Raw genomic sequence first — 23,404 nt, forward strand, 5'->3', positions numbered from 1 at the left:
GCGTCAAGAAGTGCTGATCAGGGATGAGCTTCGCCTCACCGCTTGCTAGTGCCAATTCGTCCGCGCCATACGACTTTTGGCCAAGCGACGCGTTCCACCTGTGGAACGTTATATATTTCCAATGAACACCTAGACGTTGTAGACAAGTCGGCGGATTTCTGACGATCATTTTTCAGATTTTCCCGCGAGCTTTTCGCAAACAGGGGTAGGCTATGCAGCGGTATCGCCGTAACGTCGTTGCGGATCGTCCTTGCACGCCGGGGCACCAGGACAAGGCGACGGCCCGTCAAGCCCTGTATCGGTTGACGATCGGCGACGACGACCGGGTCACGCCCTATCCGAACAAACGCGATGTGCCAGGGCCGAGAATCGACTGCTGCGGGGCGCGCATTGCGAGGCAAAAGCTCATCGTCGAGCAGCTGAGCGAAGATGGCCTCGACCCCGCGCGGGATAGAGAGCTGCTGTCCGACCTCATCGAACTCAAGAACACCCTGGAGAAATTGCGCCAGCAGGTCTGTGGCAGGGCTGCCGCTCAGCACGTCGTCAGTTGCCGCGTTCCCGACCGCCTTCGCGCCGATAGATCCGATCATTGAGTATCGGCGGAGGTGCGGGCAGCGCCCTATTGCCGCATCATTCGATCCATGGTTGCGTGCGGCGACCCGCCATCGAGCGCCGGCAGGGCGAAGGTAAACGTCGCGCCTTCGTTCACCTTCGCCTCGGCCCAGATCCGTCCACCGTGCCGAGTGATGACGCGCTTGGCGATGGCGAGCCCGATACCGGTGCCGGCGAATTCGGCGCCATGCAGGCGATGAAACACGCCGAACAGCTGGTCGGCATGTTTCATGTCGAAGCCGACACCGTTGTCCTTGACGACATAGATGGCGTCCGCGGCCTCGATCCTGCCGCCGATCTCGATGACCGCACGCTCCTTGGGCGCGGTGTATTTGATGGCGTTATCGAGGAGATTGGTCCAGACGCGCCGGATCATGGCGGCGTCGCCGCGCACCTTCGGCAGCGGCCCAACCTCGACCTTTACGTTGCGCCCGGCCATCGCCGACTCTAAATCATGGAGCACGGAATGCACCAGCTCTCCCATGTCGATCTCGACGGCAGTCATATCCTGCCGCTGAATGCGCGAGAATGAGAGAATGTCCTGGACGAGCAGGTCCATCCGCTTGGCGCCGTCGCTGACGATATTGAGCAGCCGTATCCCTTCGGCATCGAGCTTCCCGCTGTACTCCTCGAGCAGGATGCGGGAAAAGCCGTCGATCGTCCGCAGCGGCGCCCGCAGATCGTGGGAAACGGAATAGGCGAAGGTCTCCAGATCCCTGTTGACCGCCTCCAGTTCGGCAGTGCGATCCCTTACCCGCTGTTCCAGATCGGCATTGAGACGTTCGATCTCCGCCTCGCGGCGCTTGCGTTCGGTGAGGTCGCGCGCCACAGCGATGGACCTAGACTGTCCCCCACTCTCCAGCGTCACGGACACCCGGCCCTGCACGACGAACTGACTGCCGTCCTTCCGCTGCATCCCGAACTCGTTGCCGGACACGCCGCCAGCTTTTTCCAGTTCGCGCAGATCGTCGATACAGGCCTGGCGATCTTCGGCAATGACGAAATCCATCCAGCTCCGACCGATCAATTCCTCGGGACGGTCATATCCGAGGAGCGTGGCCGCGGACGGGTTGACCGCCTGGACGATGCCGTTCTGGTCCCATTCGAAGATGGCGTCGGGCGAGGCTATGAACAGGCCGCGATAGTCGCGCTCGCTGTTGTGCAGGGTCTTCTCGAGCAGTTCCTCCCTGGCCCAGTCGCGATTGAAGGACCGGCCGATATCCGCCGCCGAGATCCGTCCGAGCGCTCTCGCTTCGCGCCCGAGATGGCGCGCCACATGAGCCTCGATCCGGGAGGGTGGCGCCATGATGAAACGGCATGCCTCATCGCCCCTGGCCCGGCAGCTCACTTCCCTCGCAACCAGAGGCAGGCCGAAACTCTCCTCGCACCAGCCGGAGGAATAACCCGCATTCATCAGGCAGACCGGGAACTCGCTGTGCCTGCCGGCGGCGATCCAGGCCTCGGCCTCGAACGACCGGGGATGATCGTAGATAAGATAGTAATTCTCGTCAGGCACGGGATTCGATTGGTCCGAAATGTCGACGAAGGCCCAGCCGGTGTGGGAAAAGAACACGGGGCCGGCCGACAGCTTGCTGATCGGTTCGGTCAAGCCCATCGCCCGGTGGAAATGGTTGGCGTCGGCCTTGCCGAGCGCATGGGCGATGTCGAACAGCACCTGGCTGGCGATGTCGGTGGCCTCATGCTCCGAATGGGAGAACAGGCGCTTGACGACGTCGAAGAATTCGACCGACATCGCCGCACCGCGCACGAGGATGTAGCGCTCGTCCGCGATCTCGATCGTGCCCTGGGTCGGATCGTACCGCTGGTCTTGGAAAAACCGGTTGAAATGCTCTTCGGCTCTGGCGAAGACGTCGGCAAATTGCGGTGGGATCTTGACGGTTCGTGGCATCGCCGGACCTCATCTTCGGCCAGTCGATAGATCTATTCGCCGACGACCGCTGGTTGTGTTGACGCAAATCAACAGCACGGGCTGTCGCGGCACCAGGGTGCCGGCGCCGCCCGTCTCAACCGCGCCTCGCCGCCGCTTCGGGCCGACTACGCGCTGTCGACGCTGGCCAGAAATGTGTTGGGGTTGAGCGGCGCCGCGATCCGCACCGATGCCCTCGAACTCGCCGGCCTCACCGCCGGCCTGATGCTCACCGGAGCGATCGTCGGTCGACGGCGGCACGGCGGCGGGGATCGATGAGGCATCCTTAGAGGGCCGCCTTGCACCTCGCGCGATCAAAGAAATCTGCCGCCGCAAATTCGACCGCTCTCACTCGGCGTCACGCCGAGGCGCGCGGCTCGGCCGCGCTTCGCACCTCGGGATGATGGAGCCGCGGAAGGAGCCGATTACCTGATCGCGATGATCTCGGCCTCGCCGGCGCCGACCTTCACAATCTCGCCGACCTCCCTGCCGAACAGCGCCCGCGCCAGCGGCGAGACATGAGAGACGGTGCCGCGCGCCGGATCGGCCTCGTCTTCGCCGACGATGCGGAAATTCTGCTCGCGGCCATCGTCGCGGCGGATGGTTACGGTGCTGCCGAAACGAACCTGGCTGCTGTCGGTCGGGGGCGGCACGACATGGGCCGTCGCCTGCCGCGCGCTCCAGTAGCGCAGTTCGCGCGCGGTGCGCGCCACGCCCTCGCGGTCATCGGCGGCGACACAGGCGCTGTGAGCCTCGCGCCATTTCGCCACTTCGGCCTCGATCTGGGCGAGGCCCTCGGGCGTGACGTCATTGGGATGGGGCGAGATCGGCCGGTCCGGCAGATCGTCGGTGAATTCCTGTTCTTTGACGAAGGCTCTGCTCATGCCGAACAGATGGGGACGGGAAATCGGTCCCGCCAGGACATTCCGCCAGCCGTGCACTGCAACATGAGCGACCCGGCGGAGCGGGCTTCGCGCTCGACCGCCCCGGGTTTGACCTGTCTCAATACCGCCGCGCCAAGCGCTGGTCTGATGGCGCCATGACCAGTTCCAAGATCAACTACATCCGGTCCTTTCTCGAGATCGGCCTGCACGATGTCGGCCTTGTCGGCGGCAAGAACGCCTCGCTCGGCGAACTCTATTCGGTGCTGTCCAGGGAAGGCATCGCCGTTCCCAATGGCTTTGCCGTGACCGCGGATGCCTATCGCGACATGCTGGCGAGAGCCGGCATCGCCGACGAATTGCACGAACTCCTCGACGGCCTCGACAAGCGCAACATCAAGCAGCTGGCGGCACGCGCCGCCAGGGCGCGCGTGCTCGTCCATGCGGCGATGGACACGACCGAGCTGCGCGAATCGATCGCAGCGGCCTATCGGCGTCTCGAGCAGGAGGCCGGGCGCGGCGTCGCGGTGGCGGTGCGCAGTTCGGCCACCGCGGAGGATCTGCCGACCGCGAGCTTCGCCGGCCAGCACGAGAGCTATCTCAACGTGCGCGGCGCGAAGGCCCTGTTCGAGGCCTGCCGCCGCTGCTTTGCCTCGATCTTCACCGATCGCGCCATCTCCTACCGCATCGACAACGGCTTCGATCATTTCAAGGTCGCGCTGTCGGTGGGCGTGATGAAGATGGTGCGGGCCGACCTCGCTGCGAGCGGCGTCACCTTCACTCTCGACACCGAATCCGGCTTTCGCGACGTCGTCTTCGTCACCGGTGCCTATGGTCTCGGCGAGACCATCGTCCAGGGCAAGGTCGATCCCGACGAATTCTACGTCCACAAGCCGACCTTCACCGACGGCTTTCGCTGCGTGATGCGGCGCCGTCTCGGCCGCAAGCAGATCCGCATGATCTACGGCAAGGGCGGCGGCAGCCGCGCGACGCTGACGCGCGCCGTCGCCAGACCCGACCAGACCCGATACTGCGTCTCCGACGACGAGGTCCTCGGCCTCGCCGACGCGGCGATCCGGATCGAGGCGCATTATTCGCGCGAGGCCGGCACGCCGACGCCGATGGACATCGAATGGGCCAAGGACGGCAAGGACGGCAAGATCTACATCATCCAGGCACGTCCCGAGACGGTGGCGTCGCGGCGCAGCGCGGAGGTCTATGAGACCTACGGGCTCAAGGGTCGCGCCCCGGTGCTGGTGAGCGGCCGGGCCGTGGGCGAGAAGATCGCCACCGGCAAGGTTCGCCGCATCGCGTCCCGCCGGGATCTGTCCGCCTTCAGGCCGGGTGAGATCCTGGTGGCGCCGGCAACCAGCCCCGACTGGGAGCCGGTGATGAAAATCGCCGCCGGCATCATCACCGACAAGGGCGGTCGTACCTGTCATGCCGCCATCGTCGCCCGCGAGCTCGGCATTCCCGCGGTGGTCGGCGCCACCGGCGCCACCACGAAGCTCAAGACCGGCACGCAGGTCACGATCTCCTGCGCCGAAGGCGATGTCGGCAATGTCTATCGGGGCAAGGTCGATTTTGAGGTCACGCGCATTCCAACCAGCGCGTTCAAGCAGCCGCGCACCGAGATCATGGTCAATCTCGGCACGCCTGAAATGGCGTTTCGCACCGCCATGCAGCCCCAGGCCGGTGTCGGCCTCGCCCGCATGGAATTCATCATCAGCGAGCACATCGGCGTGCATCCCATGGCGCTGGTCGATCCGAAGAAGGTCGCTTCCGCCAAGGCGAAGGCGGCCATTGCCCGGCTCACAGCCGGGTACAAGACCGGCGCCGATTTCTTCATCCGGGAGCTGTCCGAAGGGGTCGGGACCATCGCCGGCGCTTTCTTTCCCAAGCCGGTGATCGTGCGGCTGTCCGACTTCAAGACCAATGAATACGCCAGCTTGATCGGCGGCGACGACTTCGAGCCGAAGGAAGAGAACCCGATGCTCGGCTTCCGCGGCGCCAGCCGCTACAGCCATCCCGCCTATGCGAAGGGGTTCGCGCTGGAATGCGCCGCTCTGCGCCGGGTGCGCGAAGAGATGGGCTTTACCAACCTTCGCATCATGGTGCCGTTCTGCCGCACCGTCGCGGAGGGACGGCGCGTCATCGCCACCATGGCGGAGCATGGCCTCAGGCGCGGCGAAGGCGGCCTCGAGATTTACGTGATGTGCGAAATTCCCAACAACGTCATCCAGATCGATGCCTTCGCCGAGATCTTCGATGGCTTCTCGATCGGCTCCAACGACCTGACCCAGCTCACCCTCGGGGTGGATCGCGATTCCGATATCGTCGCCTTCGACTTCGACGAGTCCGATCCGGGCATGCTGGAGATGTTCAGGCTGGCGGTCACCGGCGCCAGGCGCAACCACCGCCACGTCGGGATCTGCGGCGAAGCCCCGGCCAATGACCCACAGATCGCGCGCTACCTGACGCGGCTCGGCATCAATTCGATCAGCGTCAATCCGGCCAGCGTGTTCCGCACCATGACGGCGGTGGCCGAGGCCGAGCAGATGGGTACAGAGACTTCGAAGATCATTGCGGAGACGGCGGCCTGACAACGGCGGCCCTGGTCAAGTCGCTTTGGCCAAATCCTCGGCCCGCGCCAGATCCTCGGCAGCCTGCAGCGCGGCCGAATTGGCATGGAGGCGCTCCGCCGCGGCATTGACCCGGGTCATGGTTGCGGTGAGTTCGGCATAAATCTCGTCGTCGATGGTCACCACGCCGAAATTGGAGTCTTCGCCGTCGAAACGCCCCTCGGCCGGCTCGTCGGCATGCTCGAACCAGTGATAGCCGACCACGCCCGGCTTGCTCAAAGCTGCCTGAACGTAATCCTCGAAGCAACGGGCCCGGTCGACCTGGTTGACGACGCGCGGTCCGCCGCCGCGGCTGTTGGGCAGGCCGGCATCGTCGCCGCGGAAGGCGAATTCCGAGATCAGGCACGGCTTGCCGCTGATGGCATAGGCATCGATGATGCCGCTCGGATCGAATTCGTAGCAGTTGAGCGAAATCACATCGAGATAGCGGCCGGCCGCGGCGATGACGCTGGGCTGCGGCTGGTAGCCGAAGCGCGAACCGATCACGAGGTGATTGGGATCGGCTGCCTTGATCGCCGCGACGCATTGCTCGAAATAAAGATCGGCGACGACGGCAAGAAAGGCGTCGCAATCGGCGGAGAATGCCGCGCGCCGTGGATTGTCCAGGTTGCACTTGTTCTCGAGGATGTCGTTCAAGCCGCCCGGCGGCATCCGGAAGAAGGGCGGCTCGACGCCATGCATTCGGCCAAGCTCCTCCCAGGAATTGGCCGGCAACTGCCAGACCGTGTTGAACTGCGAGAAATCGCGATAATGCTCCTGCAGCATGGCGATGGCAGCGATGCGGCCAGGCCGCCGCGGCGGCAGATTGAGGAAGAGCGTCAGCAGTTCTTCGGCGCCGCGCCAGTCCGGCGACCAATACAATTCATTGTCGATGAAATAGCCGAGCAGCGACGGATCATTGCGCCGCAGCGTGCAGCGCCGGCGGGCGCAGTCACGGATATGTGCGCCGAAGTCGGGATCGAAGACGTCGGGGAAGACCTGCTCCCTGCGGTGGAAATGGAAGGAAGCGCCGAGCTCGGCGATCGGCGCCGTGGCGAGCGGCGAGGCGCCGGCACCCGCCACCAGTTCGTCCGACCAGCAGCCCAGGGTATTGAAGTTCCAGCCCCGCAGCCGATCCGCCGCTGCGGCCCGCCAGGCCTGCTTGCTGCCGTATTTCCTCGCGCAGGCTTCGGCATAGGGCCGCCGCCCGCTGCCGCCGATCTCGTCCTGGTCGAAACGGACCGTATTGACGCCCTTGGACAGGAAGCGGCCGCCCTCGGGATCGACCAGCCAGAACACGCCCTCGTGCTGACCAACCCGGAAAAATCCGCTGGCCGCGAAGCGTTCGTCGGCGATCCCGCCCCATTTCGTCCGTCGCAATCGGGTTGCTCCCGCCTCAAGACGGTAAATCATCGCACCACCTTGTGCGAAACGGTTGATTTATCTCAAGATCATCTGCCGCGCCTTCGGCTCGACTACATTCGTCGTCTCCGGACGACCAGGAAAAATGACCGGCACGGGAGATCACCTGGTCGCCGGATTCTGTCAGCAGGTCATCATCGCGGTCAGCGGAACATGAACAATCGGATTGAGACGGCTGAACATCTCTCCCTGGCCAGCCTGCGCCCGGACTTCATCTGGGGCGTTTCGACCTCCAGCTTCCAGATCGAGGGCGCAACCAGGGAAGATGGCCGCGGCCTCTCCATCTGGGACATCTATGGCCAGAGCGGCGAGATCCAGAATCACGACACCGGTGACGTCGCCTGCGATCACTACCATCGCTATGGCGAAGACATCGCCCTGATGAAGCAGCTCGGGATCCAGGCCTACCGCTTCTCGGTGGCCTGGCCGCGCATCCTGCCGACCGGCCAGGGCGAGATCAATGAACGCGGCCTCGCCTTCTATGACCGCCTGATCGACGGGCTGCTCGCCGCCGGCATCGAACCCTGGCTGTGTCTTTACCACTGGGATCTGCCCCAGGCGCTGGAAGAGCGCGGCGGCTGGCTCAACCGCGAATCGGTCGAGTGGTTCGCCGACTATGCTCGCATCGCCGCGCGGCGCTTCGGCGACCGCGTCAAGCGTTTCGCCACCTTCAACGAGCCGTCGATCTTCACCTTGTTCAGCCGCGCGATCGGCCGTGACAAGACCGCCGAGGACAAATTCCACCGCACCATCCACCACGTCAATCTCGCCCATGGCGCCGCCGTCGACGTGCTGCGCGCCACGGTGAAGGGCGCCTCGATCGGCAGCATTCACAGCCGCCAGCCGTGCCGGCCGTCCAGCAGCGAAGAGGCCGATGCCGCGGCGGCGGCCCGTCTCGACGTCTACTGGAACGACGCTTTTCCCGAGCCGCAATACCGCGGCGAATATCCGCCGCTGCTGCGCCCCGGCATCGAGCCGCATCTCCTGGCGGGCGATCTTGCGCGGATCTGCCGGCCGCTGGACTGGTTCGGCCTCAACCACTACAGCCCGGTCTATGTGAAAGCGAATCCCGGCACCATGCTGGGCTACGACTTCGGCGACAAGCCGCCGGGCACGCCGTTGACGCCGATCGACTGGCCGATCGAGCCCGATGCCTTTCGCGAGGTGCTGGTCGCCGCCCACGAGCGCTACGGCCTGCCGATCTACGTGACGGAAAACGGCTACGGCGCCCACGACCGGCCCGATGCGAGCGGCGCTGTCGACGATCCCGAGAGAATCCGCTTTCTTGCCGATTACACCGCGTCGATGGCTGCCGCGGCCGCACAGGGCGCCGACATCCGCGGCTACTTCGTCTGGTCGCTGCTCGACAATTTCGAATGGGATTTCGGCTACAGTCACCGCTTCGGCATCACTTATGTGGACTACGCGACACTGCGGCGAATTCCGAAATCGTCGTTCCACTGGTACAAGAACCTGATCACGGCGACCCGGCACGCCTGACGATGACGACGAATGATGACGATGACCTGCCCGCATCCGACGATGGAGCAACCCGGGATGGAGCAAACTGGCCGTGGCTGACGCTGCCCTCGCTCCGATCGCGACCCTGACGATCAATCCTGCGGTCGACGTCTCGACCACGGTCAAGAAGATCGTGCCCTTCACCAAGATGCGCTGCTCGCCGGAGCACCGCGATCCAGGCGGCGGCGGCATCAACGTCGCGCGCGTGCTCAAGCGGCTCGGCATCGACGCCGCGACCATCTACCCGGCCGGAGGCGGGACCGGGCAGCTGCTTTCGAGTCTGATCGAGCGCGAGGGTCTGCGCAGCGTCGTCATCCCGACGACGCATGAGACGCGGCAGGACATCACCGTGTTCGACGAGATGTCCCGCCAGCAGTATCGCTTCGTCTTTCCAGGCGAACCGCTCGCGGAGATGGAATGGCAGACCTGCCTGAAGCTGATCGGCGCGCTATCGCCGCCGCCGCGCTTCGTGGTCGCCAGCGGCAGCCTGCCCCCCGGTGTGCCGGAGGATTTCTTCGGCCGGGTCGTCCTCGCAGCAAAGGAGATGGGCAGCAGGGCGATCATCGATACCGCCGGCCCCCTGCTCAAGCCGGCGCTGGAGCACGGGGCCTATCTCATCAAACCCAATCTCGGCGAATACCAGACGCTGGCGGGCACGGCTTCCGCCGACGAAGCCGCCCTGATCGGCGCCGGCCGCCACCTGATCGAGCGCTACCACATCGAGATCATCGCCCTGTCGATGGGACCGGCGGGGGCACTGCTGATCACGCGCGACATCGCGCTGCGCGCCAAGGGGCTGCCGATCGAGCCCAAGAGCGTCTCCGGCGCCGGCGACAGCTTCCTCGCCGCGATGATCTGGAGTCTGATGACTGACGACAGCCTCTCGCGCGCGCTGCGCTACGGCGTCGCCGGCGGCTCCGCGGCATTGCTCAATCCGGGCACCGAACTGTGCCGCGCCGAGGACGTCCATCGCCTCGCCTCCGAGGTCGTCATCGTGCCGGCCGGCAACCACCGTCATGACTGACCACCATTCGCATATGGTCCTTCGATTCCAACATTCGCAAACACGCCCGCCGAAATGCCTCCGAATGAAGGTCCGACCGTGCGGCAGATGGAGCGGTCATTCGGAGACAGGACACTAGTGTGGCGTCTCGCAATTGCCTACCGCCTTCACGGCAAGCCTCTCTTAGGCAATTGCGAGACATAAGCCACACTAGCACTTTGATTTTGCTAGTGTCCTTATGTCTCCGAATGACCGTGCGAGCATCAGGCAAATGGAGCGGTCATTCGGAGACAGGACACTAGTGTGGCGTCTCGCAATTGCCTACCGCCTTCACGGCAAGCCTCTCTTAGGCAATTGCGAGACATAAGCCACACTAGCACTTTGATTTTGCTAGTGTCCTTATGTCTCCGAATGACCGTGCGAGCATCAGGCAAACGGAGCGGTCATTCGGAGACAGGACACTAGGGATTTGAACGAGGACGACGGGCGCGGCTGCGGCCGGCAGAAAGACTCCGTGCGATGGAGAAGGAACTCCAGCCATTAGAGCAGCGCCTTGGACGGCTCCATGCCCGCCAGCGCCTCGGGATCGAGACCGATCACGAGGCGCAGATCTTCGGCCAGGGGCTCAACTTCTTTCACATCGAGAACTGGTATTCCGTCCACTCGGTCATCCGCAACGTATTGCGCCTGACGGGGCTCTACTGGCGCGGCCGCAAAAACGCCGAGCGCCTCGTGCTCCGCCACAACCACGTCACCCGCGCCAATCTGCCGGCGAGCTTCGACGGCTTCACGCTGCTGCAGATCAGCGATACCCATGTCGACATGAACGAGCGCGCCATGCGCCGGCTGACGGAGATGGTGGCTGATCTGCCTTACGATATCTGCGTGCTTACCGGCGACTATCGCGGCAAGACCTTCGGACCTTATGACGAGACCCTGCGGGGGATGGCGCGGATCAAGGCCCAGCTGCGCGAACCGGTCTACGCCGTGCTTGGCAACCACGACACCATCCGCATGCTGCCCGGACTCGAGAGCATGGGCATCCGCATGCTGCAGAACGAATCCGTCATGATCCGGCGCGGCGAGGATCAGATCTATCTTGCCGGCATCGACGACGCGCATTTCTATCGCGTCGACAATATCGAGAAGGCCGGCGCCGAGATGCCCGATGGCGCCTTTGCCATCCTGTTGTCCCACACCCCTGAGATCTACCGCCAGGCGGCCCATGCCGGCTTCGACCTGCTGCTCAGCGGCCATACCCATGGCGGCCAGATCTGCCTGCCCGGATCCATCCCCCTGACGCTCGACTCGGTGCTGCCGCGGCAGCTCGGCGCCGGCGCCTGGGAGTATCACGAGATGGCCGGCTATACCTCGGTCGGCGCCGGCTCGAGTGTCGTCGCAGTGCGCTTCAACTGCCCGCCGGAGATCACGCTGCATCACCTGCATCGAAGGTGAGCGGCATGATTTGAGCTCGACCTGAAGAACGTCGCCCGCCGCTCCATCGTCATGCCCGCGCCCGCCCGCCTTCGCTAAGAAGCTCCGGCGACCCCATGGACGTGAACGGTGATCACCAAGCCTCAATAGGGCTCGTCGCGGAGGCGCAGCATGTAGAGCACGCGCGAGAGAATCAATTCGCCGAGCAGGAACGCGACCGTGCCGGCGAGGATGTCGCCGTAGCCGAGCGCCAGCTCCGAGCGGCAGGCGAGAAAGGCAAACAGCGATTCCGGAATCTGGTCCAGCCCCACGGCCTGGCTGCTCGGTGCTAGCCCGAAGCGGCGCTTGATGAAGCTGGAGAGGAGGTCGCCGGCCATGGCGGCGATTGCAACGAGCCCGCCGATCTCGGCGTCAAGACCGAGCAGCGGCGCAGCGAGGGTGGTGACGCCGAGCGCGGCGACGATGCCGCGCAGCGTCTTCGAGCGACCAAACAGCGGCCGGCCGTCGGGCAGCACCAGGCCGCCGTCGAGCGGCCAGGCAAAGCGATCGCCGAAGATCTTCTTCGCCGCCACGGGCGTGCCGTTGGCGACGGTGAGGAGGATCAGGAGTTTCAGAATCGGCAGCCATGACATGGCTGCCAGACTAAAGGATGTTTAGAAAAGTTCGAGACGCATTTCGGCGCGCGCACGACGCGCTCGCCCCGCATTCTGCGTCGTCCCCCGCTCCAAGCGGGGGACCCAGTACTCCGTGACGGTTAGATTGGGCAGAACGGCCGGCCGTTGTGCATACCGCAAGCGACACAGCGTACTGGATCGCCCGCGTTCGCGGGCAATGACGACAGACTGTGACGAAGCTGCGTCGGCCAGAAAAGACAGTCGCCGGTCCGACCTCACACCGCCGGCTCGAGCAGCATCAGGCCCGACGCGGTGTTGGAGATCGGGATGTGGTAGTTGGCGTGGGCCTTGCGCACCTTGTCGGGCAGCGTGGCGCGCGCCGCGAGCCAGTTCAGGAGTTCGACGCCCTGGGTGCCGGACAATTCCACCAGCTCGGTGGTCGAATACTGGGTGGCCCAGGCCGGGTCCTCGATCATGCTGTCCATGAATTTCAGATCGAAATCCTTGTTGATGAAACCGGCGCGCTCGCCGTCGAGCTGATGGGACAGGCCGCCGGTGCCCATCACCACGACATGCTCCTTGCCAGGCCACGACCGGATGGCGCGACCCAGCGCCTGGCCGAGCTTGAAGCAGCGCTTGGCCGAGGGCAACGGCCCCTGCACGGTGTTGATCACCACCGGCACGGTGCGCACCGGCCATTTCATCTCCGGCCAGCACAGCGCCATCGGCAGGGTGAAAGCGTGATCGACCACCATCTCCTGGCAGGAGACGAGATCGAAATCCTCGTCCACCACGGATTCGATCAGGTGCCAGGAGAATTCGGGATCGCCGGCAAAGGGCGGCGTCTGCGGAATGCCCCAGCCCTCGTCGGCGTTGCGGTACTCCGGCGCCGCGCCGACGGCGAAGGTCGGCATCTTGTCGAGGAAGAAATTCAGCCCGTGGTCGTTGTAGACCATGACGACGATATCCGGCTTCTTCTGCGCCAGCCACTGCCGGATCGGCGGGAAGCCGTCGAAGAAGGGAGCCCAATAGGGGTCGTGCTGCAGTCCCTTGGCGATGGCGCCGCCGATGGCGGGCACATGGGACGTGGTGATGACGCCGACGATCTCAGCCATGGTGCTTACCTCCCCGCCGCGACGAGCTTGGCCTTGAACGCGTCCTTGCTCATGCCGGTCTGCTGGGCGCCGATGTCCTGCATGTCGAGGCCGAAGATGCCGGCGAATTTGGCGAGGTAGTAGGCGTTGCCGCCGGCGGCGATCAGCTGAAGCACGTTGCGGTTGCGGATTGCATCGCGCTGTTCGGCATTGAGCCCGTATTTGGCGCAGTAGGCATCCTCATCGGCGACGAAGGCCTTGCGGTTGGCCGCGTCGTTGAAGGAGTAGCACATCTTGTTGAGCGCATAGCCCTTTCGGGCCTGGACGCTGTCGAAAATGGTGGTCCCCGGCACCGGCTGCCGGTTCTTGGCTGGGCTCATCTTCGGTTTCCTCTGTGGCCACCGACCGGCAGTTTTGTTCTGGATCAATTCCGGCACGGTCGGCGTGGGCAAGATTGGCCGCGGGACGGAGGAAATAAACGCCGGGATCCAGATTTCATTCATGAGCCAATTTGATCATTTGGATATTGATGGCCACCTGCTCCAGCTTCTGGTGGCGGTGATCGACGAGGGCTCGATTACCCGCGCGGCCCAGCGCCTCGACGTCACCCAGTCGGCGGTCAGCCATCTCCTGGACAAGCTGCGCGTCATCGTCGGCGACCCGCTGTTCGTCAAATCGGGCCGCGGCATCGTGCCGACCACGCGCGCCCAGCAGCTCGCGGCGCGGGCGCGCGGCCTGCTCGACGAACTGCGCAGCTTCAGCACGGCCACCGGCTTCGATCCGGCGACGCTGTCGACGACCTTCACCATCGCCGCCAACGACATGCAGCGCGACCTGCTGCTGCCTCCACTGTTCCGCTGCCTGCGGGCGCGGGCGCCTGGCTTGAGGCTGCGGGTGATTTCCTCGAGGATTCCAGGCGCCGAAATGCTGCGCGACGAGATCTGCCAGTTGATCGTCACGCCGCGGCCCCCGGAAGGCAGCGACATTCTGCAGAAACGGCTGTTCGAGGATCATTACCGGGTGTTCTACGATGCCCGCGAGCGCACCGCCCCCGCCGACCTCGAGCAATATCTTGCCGCCGAGCATGTCACAGTGCTCTATGAGCCGCACCGCCGCCTCGACATCGACGAGGTGCTGGCCGATGCCGGGCTGAAACGGCGCTTCGCCGTTCAGGTGCCGGGCTTCGCCGGGATCGGTCCCTTCCTCGCCGGCACGCCCTTTCTCGCCACCCTGCCGTCCCTGACCCGCGTTCACATGCTGCGCGGCTTCGCCAGCGTGCCGGTGCCGGTGCCCTGCCCGCCGATGCCGATGTATCTCGTCTGGCACCTGCGCCATCAGGCCGACGCGCTGCACCGCTGGCTGCGCGAGCAGCTCGAGATCATGGTGGCGCCGGCGCTCGCCGCGGTCAGCGGGATCGATCAGCCTTCGTCCGACGCATCTGTACCTGCTGTCGCGCGGCGATAGTCGCGCGGGCTCTGCCCGGTGTGGCGCTTGAAGAAACGGCAAAAGTAAGCGGGATCCTCGAAGCCGAGCTCGAAGGCGAGACGGGAGATCGGCGCGGCAATATACGTCAGGCGCCGCCGCGCCTCGCGGGCGAGGCGGGCATGAACGAGATCGAGCGCCGCCTGGCCGGTTTCGGCCCGCACCAGGCGATTGAGACGCTCGGGCGAAAGGCCGAGCGCCTTGGCATAGCGCGTGACCGGCCAGTGGTCGCGGTGATACGCCTCCACCAGCACGACGAAACGCGTGAAGATGTCGGTCCGCTGGCCGGCGGCGCGCCGCCGATGCCGGGCGCTGGCTTGCGCGAGGCGCCAGACGACCGATCGCGCCAGCCAGAGCGGCACCGGCGAGCCCGGCGAATCGGCGGCGGCGAACTCCTCGGCAAGGTCCTCGAACAGCGTCGTGATTCGCCGGCCCGCGGTGGACGCGGCATCGACATGCAGCACCGCGGGCTGGGCGAACAGGTCGCGCAGCGCCTCGCCGGTGGCCGGCACGTCGCCCTCGACCACAGCGTGGGGATTGAAGGTCAGCACCGCGCCGTCGGTGTCAGCCGCAAAGCGGAAGGTATGGACGACGCCGGGCGGGATGATCACGGCGACCGGACCGCGGCACTCCTCCTGAAGTTCGTCGAGCCGGATTCGCGCCGGGCCGTCGGCGACCCAGAGAATCTGGTGCAGAGCCTGGTGGGTATGGGCATCGATCTCCCAGTGATAGAGCCGGCTGCGCGACTGGATCGATTCGATATGGAGCGCGTCAGCGCCGCCGCCGCCAGCTTCGCCGTAAAGCGTGAAGGCCGGTATCTGCGTCCGCCGCGCCCGGCGTTGCGGTTTCATGATGCCTCTCATGCTTCTTCAAACGGCGTCGGGAAAGTACAAGTTTAGACCGCGCTTCGTCCCTCACCAAGCCCCCCTGAAGCCGCCTAGGCTACGCTCCGGATCAGGCGCGTCGAACGCGCCGGCTGGCCCTTGGGAGGAGATCGCATGACCTTCGTGTTCGACCCGTATTCGCCCGTGGTCGATGCCGACCCGTTTCCTTTGTACAAGACCCTGCGCGACGAGCACCCGGTGTACTGGTGCGAGCAGGCGCAGATGTGGGTGCTGTCGCGCTATCACGACATCGCCACGGCCGGGCGCGAGTGGCAGACCTATTCCTCCGCCCAGGGCAATCTGATGACCGAACTGCCGCAGCGTGCCGGCGCGACGCTCGGCACCACCGATCCGCCGCGTCACGACCGGCTGCGCGCGCTGGTGCAATACGCCTTCATGAAGCGCAACCTCGAAGGCCTTGCCGAGCCGATGCGCGAGATCGCGCGCAATGCCGCCGAGGCGGTGCGCGGCAGCAGGGAGTTCGACTTCATCGAGGAGTTCTCGTCCAGGTTCACGGTGCGCGTGCTGTTCGCCGCCCTCGGCCTGCCGCTCGGCAACGAGCAGGTGGTGCGCGACAAGGCGGTGCTGATGGTGCAGAGCGATCCAGTCACCAGGGCCAAGGGACCGGAGCATATCGCCGCCTATGAATGGATGCGCGACTACGCCGCGAGCATCATCGCCGAGCGCCGCAAGGCGCCGCAGAACGACCTGATCTCGCATTTCTCCATGGCCGAGATCGACGGCGACAAGCTCGACGAGCGCGAGGTGCTGCTGACCACGACGACGCTGATCATGGCCGGCATCGAATCCCTCGGCGGCTTCATGAGCATGCTGGCGCTCAACCTCGCCGACTTCGCCGACGTGCGGCGCGCGGTGACGGCCGATCCTTCACTGCTCGCCGACGCCATCGAGGAATCGCTGCGCTTCAACACCTCGGCGCAACGCTTCAAGCGCCACCTGCAGAAGGACGTCACGCTGCACGGCACGACCATGAAGGCCGGCGACTTCGTCTGCCTCGCCTATGGGTCGGGCAACCGCGACGAGCGTCAGTTCCCCAACCCCGACATCTACGACCTCGCCCGCAAGCCGCGCGGCCATCTCGGCTTCGGCGGCGGCGTTCATGCCTGCCTCGGCAGCGCCATCGCCCGCATGGCGGTGAAGATCGCCTTCGAGGAGTTCCACAAGGTGGTGCCGGACTATTCGCGCACCGAGCAGCAGCTGCCGTGGATGCCGTCCTCGACCTTCCGCAGCCCCCTGGTGCTGAAGATGGCGGTGCATTGAGGGACGCCGGTCAGGGCGCGGTCGGGCGCCGGCCGCCGCGCCCATCCTCAGCGATCCCGGGTACCGGTTCGGGGAAATGACGGGGCTCCGGCCTCAAACGCGAAAATGCCCGGCGCGAGCCGGGCATCATCGTTTCAAGAGGCGGGCAGCGGCTTACTTGCCGAGCTGCTGCTCCAGCTTGTCCAGCACCTCGTAGCAGGGCAGCACCTGGGCGACGCTGGAATTGGGCTCGCGCTTGTCGCGGATCGCGGCGAAGAATTCGCGGTCCTGCAGCTCGATGCCGTTCATCGACACGTCGACCTTGGACACGTCGATCTTCTCGTCCTTGCCGTTGAAGAGATCGTCGTAGCGGGCGATATAGGTGCCGTTGTCGCAGATGTAGCGGAAGAAGGTGCCGAGCGGTCCGTCATTGTTGAACGACAGGCTGAGCGTGCAGATCGCGCCGTTGGCCGCCTTGAGCTGGATCGACATGTCCATGGCGATGCCCAGCGTCGGATGGATCGGGCCCTGGATGGCATTGGCCTGCACGATCGGCGCGCCCGCCTGGTAGGCGAACAGGTCGACGGTATGGGCGGCGTGATGCCACAGCAGATGATCGGTCCAGCTGCGCGGCTGGCCGAGCGCATTCATGTTGGTGCGGCGGAAGAAATAGGTCTGCACGTCCATCTGCTGGATGTTGAGCTCGCCGGCCTTGATCTTGCGATGCACCCACTGATGGCTGGGATTGAAGCGGCGGGTGTGGCCGCACATGGCGACGAGGCCGGTCGACTTCTGCAGATCGACCACCGCCTTGGCCTCCGCCAGCGAATCCGCCAGCGGGATCTCGACCTGGACGTGCTTGCCGGCCTTGAGCGCGGCAATCGCCTGGGCGGCATGCATCTGGGTCGGCGTGCACAGGATCACCGCATCGACCTCCTTGAGCGCGAGGCTGTCGGCGAGATCGGTGGCGACATGCTTGATGCCGTATTTGTCGGCGACGTCCCTGGTCTGATCGAGCCGGCGGCCAACCAGGGACACCACCTCGACGCCGTCGATGTTCTTGATGCCGTCGAGATGCTTGATGCCGAACGCGCCGGCGCCGGCCAGGGCGACTTTGATGGGGGCCATGTCAGTTGTTCTCCAGAATCAGATGGCCCACGGCGGTGTTGCTGGCGGGCACGTGGTAGAAGCGGTGGCGCACGGTCGGCGCCTTGCCGCCATTGACGTCGCTCATGGCGCCGCGGGCGATCAGCCACATCACGAGTTCGATGCCCTCGCTGCCGGCCTCGCGCACATAGTCGATGTGCGGCATCCTCGACAGGCCATCCGGGTCCTTGATCAGGCGGTCGAGGAAGGCGTTGTCCCACTCGCGATTGATCAGGCCGGCGCGCGGCCCCTGGAGCTGGTGGCTCATGCCGCCGGTACCCCAGATCTGCACGTTGAGCGGCTCGTCATAGCTCTCGATCGCCCTGCGGATCGCCTGGCCGAGCATGAAGCAGCGACGGCCCGACGGCACCGGATACTGCACCACGTTGACGGCGAAGGGGATCACCGGGCACGGCCAGGCCTCGACCTGACCGCACACCAGGCTGAGCGGCACGGTGAGGCCGTGATCGACATCCATCTTGTTGACGATGGTGAGGTCGAAGTCGTCCTGGATCACCGACTGGGCGATGTGCGAGGCGAGCCGCGGATGGCCGATCACCTTCGGCACCGGCCGCGGACCCCAGCCTTCGTCGGCCGGGGTGAATTCCGCGGCCGTGCCGATGGCGAAGGTCGGAATCATCTCCAGGCTGAAGGCCGTGGCGTGGTCGTTGAAGACCAGGAAGATGACGTCGGGCTTCTGCTCCTTGAGCCACTTCTTGGAGAAGTCGTAGCCCGCGAACACCGGCTTCCAGTAGTCCTCGCCCGTCTTGCCGAGATCGATGGCGGCGCCGATCGCCGGGACATGCGAGGTGTAGACGCTGGCGGTGATCCGGGCCATCACTTCTTCTCCCCGATAGAGCGGTTGCCTTCGATCGAGCGGCCACCCTTGACCATCATGTCGCGGTACTGATCCTCGGTCATGCCGGTCATGCTGCCGGCCATCTGCTGGAAGCTCTTGCCGTCGGTGGCGCCGATCTTGGCGAGGAAGTAGATGTTGCCGCCGAGCGCAATGCAGCGATTGAGGTCGCGATCGAGCACGGCCTGCTTCTGCTCCTCGGTCATCGGCCACTCGTCGAGATAGGCGCGCTCGTTGGCCTTGAAGCGGGCGCGGTTCTCCGCCTTCATCAGCGACATGCAGAACTGGTTCAGGTGATAGCCCTGCCGCGACATGTCGGCGTCGAAGATGGTCGTGCCTGGAACGTCCTTGTATGGCTTGTCGAGGGACATGGCTTGCGTCTCCTAGGAAATCTCGGGCCAGTAGAGCCGCATCGGGTTGTCCACCAGGAGCTTCTTCTGCAGCTCGGGGGTCACCGCGACATGCGGGATGAAATCGACCAGCAGGCCGTCATCGGGCATGTGGTCTTTCAAATTCGGGTGCGGCCAGTCGGTTCCCCACAACACGCGGTCGGGAAAGGTCTCGACGATACGGCGGGCGAAGGGCACCACGTCGCGATAGGCGTTCTGCTCGCCGTCGAGCGCCGACGGGCCGGACAGCGACAGCCGCTCCGGGCAGCTCACCTTCGACCAGACGTTGCCGTGCTCGCGCATGAATTTGACGAAGAGCTCGAACTCGGGGCCATCGACCGGCTTGCTGACGTCGGGCCGCCCCATGTGATCCACCACCACCGTGGTCCGTAGCGCGGTGAAGAAGTCCCACAATTCCGGCAGGTCGACCGCCTCGAAATAGATCACCACATGCCAGCCGAGCTTGCCGATGCGCTCGGCGATCTCGATGAGTTCGTCCTTGGGCGTGAAATCGACCAGGCGTTTGACGAAATTGAAGCGCACGCCGCGCACGCCGGCGTCATGCAGCTCTTTCAGTTCGGCGTCGGTGATGCTGCGCCTGACGGTTGCGACCCCGCGGGCCTTGCCGCCCGAATGCACCAGGGCGTCGACCATGGCGCGATTGTCGGCGCCGTGGCAGGTCGCCTGCACCACGACGTTGCGGGCGAAGCCGAGATGGTCGCGCAGCGCATAGAGCTGGTCGCGCGAGGCATCGCACGGGGTGTATTTGCGCTCCGGCGCATAGGGGAACTTGTCGCCCGGCCCGAACACGTGGCAATGCGCATCCACCGATCCCGGCGGCAGCTTGAAACGCGGCTTGGAAGGATTGGCGTACCAGTCGAGCCATCCCTTGGTCTTCTCGAATTGCATTGTCGTCACGTCTCCGGTTTGTCCGATTTGCGCGCGGACAGGATGCGGTCGGCCTCGACGCGCCAGTCGGGGCTGCGGGCGAAGCCCTTGTCGCCTCGCGTGCCGAACACGCCGCGATCGGCGAGGTCGGCGACGAAGGCCTGGCGCTCGGCGGTGCCTTCCGCCTGCCAGGGGGTGAGCCCGATTTCGCGGACAGTGGCGGCGGCCTCGCGCATCTCCTCGGCGCGGCGGCGGCCGTGCTCGATCACCCGCTGGAAGAAATAGGCGCCCTGCTTCTCCCAGTCGATGCCCGGGAAGGTCTCGGCGAAGGAGGCGAGCACCGCATCCTCGACGCCATAGGCACGGGCAGTGGTGAAGCTCTCGATCACGGTGGCCTCGAGCCCCTTGATCATGACGCTGCGGCACATCTTGATCGCCGAGGCGACGCCGAGCCTGTCGCTGGCGACCTTGGCGTCGAAGCCGAGATCGTTCAGCGCCGTGGCGAGATCGGCGGCGGAACCGCCGCCGAGCCACAGCGGCACCTTGATGCGGTATGGCGGCACCGAGGTCATCACCGCGCCCTCGACATAGCGGCCGCCTGCGGCATCGATCAGCGCTCCGGCGCGCTGCTTGGCGCCGGGCGAGGCCGAGTTGAAGTCGAGGAAGAAGGCCCCCGGCCGCATCCCCGGCGCGCAGCCTTCCGCGACCGGCACCGCCTGGCTGGCGGTCACCGCCGAGATCACGAGATCGGCTTCGGCGGCGAGGTCGCGGTGCGAGGCGACCAGCGTCACGCCGTGGGCGCGGGCATGCTCCTCGAGCGGCGCGGCGGCGGCGCCGCCGAGCTTGACGTCATAGGCCGCGACCCTGACCTTCTGGGCGCGCAGGTCCTCGGCGAGAATGCGTCCGACCTCGCCATAGCCGACGAGACCGATCCGCCACTGGTTACTTGGTGCAGTCATGCCGATGCGGCCTCGCGCTCACTGCCCCTTGGCCTTCAGCGCGGCATCGAGCCGCGGGAAGACGCGCCGGGCATTGCCCTCGTAGATCTTGTAGCGGTCGGCGGCCGTGAGCGTCGACGCCGCCTCGATGTAGCGTTTGGTGTCGTCGTAATAGAAGCCGGTCTCCGGATCGATGCCACGCACCGCGCCGATCATCTCGCTGGCGAACAGCACGTTGTCGACCGGGATCACCTTGGTCAGAAGATCGATGCCCGGCTGATGATAGACGCAGGTATCGAAGAAGATGTTGTTGAGCAGGTGATCCTTGAGCAGCGGTTTCTTCAGTTCCTGGGCAAGCCCGCGGAAACGGCCCCAATGATAGGGCACCGCGCCGCCGCCGTGCGGGATCAGGAAGCGCAACGTCGGGAAATCCTTGAAGAGGTCACCGGTGAGGCACTGCATGAAGGCCGTGGTATCGGCATTGAGATAATGCGCGCCGGTGGTGTGGAAGCAGGCATTGCAGCTGGTCGAGACGTGAATCATCGCCGGGATGTCGTATTCGACCATCTTTTCGTAGATCGGATACCACTGCCGGTCGGTGAGCGGCGGCGACGTCCAGTGACCGCCCGACGGATCGGGATTGAGGTTGATGCCGACGAAGCCGTAGTCCTTGACGCATTTCTCCAGCTCGGGAATGCAGGTCCTGGGATCGACGCCGGGCGACTGCGGCAGCATGGCCGCGCCGATGAAACTGTCAGGGAACAGTCGGCTGACGCGATAGCACAGCTCGTTGCAGATCGCGGCCCAGGTCGACGACACCTGGAAATCGCCGATGTGATGAGCCATGAAACTGGCGCGCGGGCTGAACACCGTGAGGTCCGAGCCGCGCTCCTGCATCTTCTTGAGCTGATTGGCGACGATGCTCTCGCGGATCTCGTCGTCGCTGATCTTCAGCTCCGACGCCTTGGGCATCTGGGCCGGATCCTTGATGCCGGCGATCTGGCGGTTGCGCCACTCTTCCAGAGCCTTGGGCGCAGTGGTGTAATGACCGTGGACGTCGATAATCACGGGGCGTTTCCTTCATCAAAGGCGACAGGTGGCGAACGAATGGCCTTTCGCGGGAGGCGCTGCCGCCGGGCTGAACGCCCCGCTGCGGCACGGACGCCGTCCGCCGCCGACCAGCCGCAAATGCACGAGTTGGGCCGGATCATGCCCGGGGCGGCGGCCTGCTTCAAGACCGCCGGGGTTCGGCATACGAAACCGTCCGGCGCGAAATTGACGTGATTTCAAGCTGTTGGGTGGACGGCGGACAGCGACGGGGCCGGCATCACGCCCGGCCGTGACGGGAATCCGAGAATTGGATCGGCCTACCGCAGCCCGGCATTGATCGCGTCGAGCGCCGCCGAACCCGGACAGAGCTCGGCCTCGCCGAGACGATTGAGCGGCACCGCCACCGTGTTGCAGTGGTCGTGGAGATCGGCGGCTTCCGCCGCGACATAGAGCAGGCCGGTGACGATCTGGCCCTGCGCGGCGTGGCGCTGCAGGAAGTTCATCGCGGCGAGGCGATCGGTCGGATCGTAATCGTCATTGAGCTTGCGCAGGCTCAGCACCGAACCGTCGTGCTGGCGCACGCTGACCACCTCGCCCGGGGCGTAGTCGACGAAGATCGGCTCGCGGCCGGTCATGATGTCGAGCCGATTGACCGCCTCGTTGTGGGCGCGAACGTAATCGAGGCTCTTGGTCGAGCCGGGATGGTTGTTGAAGGCGATGCAGGGCGAGATCACGTCGATGAAGGCCGAGCCGCGGTGCTCGATCGCGGCCTTGATCAGCGGCACCAGCTGCTTCTTGTCGCCCGAAAACGAACGGGCGACGAAGGTGGCGCCGAGTTGCAGCGCCATGGCGACGAGGTCGATGGCGCTGTCGGTGTTGACCGCCCCCTTCTTCGATTTCGAGCCGCGATCGGCGGTCGCCGAGAACTGGCCCTTGGTGAGGCCATAGACCCCGTTGTTCTCGACGATATACGTCATGTTGACGCCGCGGCGCATGGCATGGGCGAACTGGCCGAAGCCGATCGAGGCGGAATCGCCGTCGCCGGAAACGCCGAGATAGATCAGGTCGCGGTTGGCGAGGTTGGCGCCGGTCAACACCGAGGGCATGCGGCCGTGGACGGAATTGAAGCCGTGGGAGGCGCCGAGGAAATAATCCGGCGTCTTCGACGAACAGCCGATGCCGGAGATCTTGGCGACGCGGTGCGGCTCGATCGACAATTCGAAACAGGCCTCGATGATCGCCGCCGAGATCGAATCGTGGCCGCAGCCGGCGCACAGCGTCGAGGTCGAGGCCTCGTAGTCCCGCCTGGTGTAGCCGAGCGCATTCTTCGGCAGCGACGGATGGTGGAATTTCGGCTTGGCGAGGTAGGTCATGGCTGAGAG

General features: G+C 65.2%; 23 protein-coding genes. 9 read left to right on the forward strand and 14 right to left on the reverse strand.

Going from position 1 to position 23,404, the window contains the following annotated elements:
* Nucleotides 1–212 precede the first annotated feature (212 nt).
* Entirely contained in the window at nucleotides 213–593 is a 381-nt protein-coding gene (locus DB459_RS07590) for a hypothetical protein (protein WP_253712278.1), read from the forward strand.
* Nucleotides 594–619: 26 nt separating this feature from the next.
* Here the strand turns inward: DB459_RS07590 and DB459_RS07595 are convergent, their stop codons facing one another.
* Nucleotides 620–2,521, reverse strand: coding sequence for a PAS domain S-box protein (locus DB459_RS07595; protein WP_253712279.1), 1,902 nt, complete (start codon nucleotides 2,519–2,521; stop codon nucleotides 620–622).
* Nucleotides 2,522–2,695: 174 nt separating this feature from the next.
* Here DB459_RS07595 and DB459_RS27345 point away from each other — a divergent pair, with 174 nt between their 5' ends.
* Complete coding sequence (locus DB459_RS27345) at nucleotides 2,696–2,818, forward strand: hypothetical protein (RefSeq protein WP_256519312.1); 123 nt, start codon at nucleotides 2,696–2,698, stop codon at nucleotides 2,816–2,818.
* A gap of 146 nt (nucleotides 2,819–2,964) precedes the next feature.
* On the opposite strand, the gene greA is transcribed toward DB459_RS27345, so the two are convergent.
* The gene (gene greA, locus DB459_RS07600; protein ID WP_253712280.1) at nucleotides 2,965–3,423 is read right to left on the reverse strand and encodes a transcription elongation factor GreA; all 459 of its coding nucleotides are present in this window, start codon (nucleotides 3,421–3,423) and stop codon (nucleotides 2,965–2,967) included.
* Between the two features lie 155 nt (nucleotides 3,424–3,578).
* On the opposite strand from greA, the gene ppsA reads away from it, so the two are divergent.
* Nucleotides 3,579–6,023 carry a phosphoenolpyruvate synthase gene (ppsA, locus tag DB459_RS07605; RefSeq protein ID WP_253712281.1) on the forward strand — a complete coding sequence of 815 codons (2,445 nt, stop codon included), beginning with the start codon at nucleotides 3,579–3,581 and terminating at the stop codon, nucleotides 6,021–6,023.
* A gap of 15 nt (nucleotides 6,024–6,038) precedes the next feature.
* Here the strand turns inward: ppsA and DB459_RS07610 are convergent, their stop codons facing one another.
* Nucleotides 6,039–7,454 carry an agarase gene (locus DB459_RS07610; RefSeq protein ID WP_253712282.1) on the reverse strand — a complete coding sequence of 472 codons (1,416 nt, stop codon included), beginning with the start codon at nucleotides 7,452–7,454 and terminating at the stop codon, nucleotides 6,039–6,041.
* A gap of 22 nt (nucleotides 7,455–7,476) precedes the next feature.
* Here DB459_RS07610 and DB459_RS07615 point away from each other — a divergent pair, with 22 nt between their 5' ends.
* The 4 genes from DB459_RS07615 (at nucleotide 7,477) to DB459_RS07630 (ending at nucleotide 11,442) form a co-directional block, all read left to right on the forward strand.
* Complete coding sequence (locus DB459_RS07615) at nucleotides 7,477–7,620, forward strand: hypothetical protein (protein WP_253712283.1); 144 nt, start codon at nucleotides 7,477–7,479, stop codon at nucleotides 7,618–7,620.
* Nucleotides 7,617–8,963, forward strand: coding sequence for a GH1 family beta-glucosidase (locus DB459_RS07620; RefSeq protein ID WP_253712284.1), 1,347 nt, complete (start codon nucleotides 7,617–7,619; stop codon nucleotides 8,961–8,963). Before DB459_RS07615 ends, DB459_RS07620 begins: the two co-directional genes overlap by 4 nt.
* 73 nt (nucleotides 8,964–9,036) lie before the next feature.
* Nucleotides 9,037–10,008 carry a 1-phosphofructokinase family hexose kinase gene (locus DB459_RS07625; protein ID WP_253712285.1) on the forward strand — a complete coding sequence of 324 codons (972 nt, stop codon included), beginning with the start codon at nucleotides 9,037–9,039 and terminating at the stop codon, nucleotides 10,006–10,008.
* Between the two features lie 498 nt (nucleotides 10,009–10,506).
* Complete coding sequence (locus tag DB459_RS07630; protein ID WP_253712286.1) at nucleotides 10,507–11,442, forward strand: metallophosphoesterase; 936 nt, start codon at nucleotides 10,507–10,509, stop codon at nucleotides 11,440–11,442.
* A gap of 122 nt (nucleotides 11,443–11,564) precedes the next feature.
* On the opposite strand, the gene DB459_RS07635 is transcribed toward DB459_RS07630, so the two are convergent.
* The 3 genes from DB459_RS07635 to DB459_RS07645 all read right to left on the reverse strand — a co-directional run bounded on the left by DB459_RS07635 (nucleotide 11,565) and on the right by DB459_RS07645 (nucleotide 13,509).
* The gene (locus tag DB459_RS07635) at nucleotides 11,565–12,053 is read right to left on the reverse strand and encodes a CDP-archaeol synthase (protein ID WP_253712287.1); all 489 of its coding nucleotides are present in this window, start codon (nucleotides 12,051–12,053) and stop codon (nucleotides 11,565–11,567) included.
* A gap of 257 nt (nucleotides 12,054–12,310) precedes the next feature.
* Nucleotides 12,311–13,150 carry a class III extradiol dioxygenase family protein gene (locus DB459_RS07640; RefSeq protein ID WP_253712288.1) on the reverse strand — a complete coding sequence of 280 codons (840 nt, stop codon included), beginning with the start codon at nucleotides 13,148–13,150 and terminating at the stop codon, nucleotides 12,311–12,313.
* Between the two features lie 5 nt (nucleotides 13,151–13,155).
* A complete protein-coding gene (locus tag DB459_RS07645) occupies nucleotides 13,156–13,509 on the reverse strand; it encodes a protocatechuate 4,5-dioxygenase subunit alpha (protein WP_253712289.1) in 354 nt (117 codons plus the stop codon).
* Nucleotides 13,510–13,630: 121 nt separating this feature from the next.
* Between DB459_RS07645 and DB459_RS07650 the strand changes: the two genes are divergently transcribed.
* Nucleotides 13,631–14,593 (forward strand): LysR family transcriptional regulator, encoded by a 963-nt coding sequence (locus DB459_RS07650; protein ID WP_253712290.1) that lies wholly within the window; start codon nucleotides 13,631–13,633, stop codon nucleotides 14,591–14,593.
* Here DB459_RS07650 and DB459_RS07655 read toward each other — a convergent pair.
* On the reverse strand, nucleotides 14,548–15,462 hold the full coding sequence (locus tag DB459_RS07655) for a helix-turn-helix domain-containing protein (RefSeq protein WP_253712291.1): 915 nt from the start codon (nucleotides 15,460–15,462) through the stop codon (nucleotides 14,548–14,550). The genes DB459_RS07650 and DB459_RS07655 overlap by 46 nt on opposite strands.
* Nucleotides 15,463–15,609: 147 nt before the next feature.
* Between DB459_RS07655 and DB459_RS07660 the strand changes: the two genes are divergently transcribed.
* Nucleotides 15,610–16,776, forward strand: a complete 1,167-nt coding sequence (locus DB459_RS07660) for a cytochrome P450 (RefSeq protein ID WP_253712292.1) — start codon at nucleotides 15,610–15,612, stop codon at nucleotides 16,774–16,776.
* 153 nt (nucleotides 16,777–16,929) lie between these two features.
* Here DB459_RS07660 and DB459_RS07665 read toward each other — a convergent pair whose 3' ends face one another.
* From DB459_RS07665 to DB459_RS07695, 7 genes are all read right to left on the reverse strand, one after another.
* The gene (locus DB459_RS07665; RefSeq protein ID WP_253712293.1) at nucleotides 16,930–17,883 is read right to left on the reverse strand and encodes a Gfo/Idh/MocA family oxidoreductase; all 954 of its coding nucleotides are present in this window, start codon (nucleotides 17,881–17,883) and stop codon (nucleotides 16,930–16,932) included.
* Between the two features lies 1 nt (nucleotide 17,884).
* Nucleotides 17,885–18,739 carry a class III extradiol dioxygenase subunit beta gene (locus DB459_RS07670; RefSeq protein ID WP_253712294.1) on the reverse strand — a complete coding sequence of 285 codons (855 nt, stop codon included), beginning with the start codon at nucleotides 18,737–18,739 and terminating at the stop codon, nucleotides 17,885–17,887.
* Nucleotides 18,739–19,128: a protocatechuate 4,5-dioxygenase subunit alpha gene (gene ligA, locus DB459_RS07675; protein ID WP_253712295.1), complete on the reverse strand. Its 390-nt coding sequence runs from the start codon at nucleotides 19,126–19,128 to the stop codon at nucleotides 18,739–18,741. The genes DB459_RS07670 and ligA overlap by 1 nt, the downstream gene beginning before the upstream one ends.
* A 12-nt stretch (nucleotides 19,129–19,140) precedes the next feature.
* Nucleotides 19,141–20,055, reverse strand: a complete 915-nt coding sequence (locus DB459_RS07680; RefSeq protein WP_253712296.1) for an amidohydrolase family protein — start codon at nucleotides 20,053–20,055, stop codon at nucleotides 19,141–19,143.
* Nucleotides 20,056–20,060: 5 nt separating this feature from the next.
* Nucleotides 20,061–20,993 carry an NAD(P)-dependent oxidoreductase gene (locus DB459_RS07685; protein WP_253712297.1) on the reverse strand — a complete coding sequence of 311 codons (933 nt, stop codon included), beginning with the start codon at nucleotides 20,991–20,993 and terminating at the stop codon, nucleotides 20,061–20,063.
* Between the two features lie 18 nt (nucleotides 20,994–21,011).
* A complete protein-coding gene (locus DB459_RS07690) occupies nucleotides 21,012–22,040 on the reverse strand; it encodes an amidohydrolase family protein (protein WP_253712298.1) in 1,029 nt (342 codons plus the stop codon).
* A gap of 299 nt (nucleotides 22,041–22,339) precedes the next feature.
* Nucleotides 22,340–23,395, reverse strand: a complete 1,056-nt coding sequence (locus tag DB459_RS07695; protein WP_253712299.1) for a 2-oxoacid:ferredoxin oxidoreductase subunit beta — start codon at nucleotides 23,393–23,395, stop codon at nucleotides 22,340–22,342.
* Nucleotides 23,396–23,404 lie beyond the last annotated feature (9 nt).

The sequence above is a fragment of the Bradyrhizobium sp. WD16 genome (genome assembly GCF_024181725.1).
In the GTDB taxonomy this organism is placed as follows: Bacteria; Pseudomonadota; Alphaproteobacteria; order Rhizobiales; family Xanthobacteraceae; genus Bradyrhizobium_A.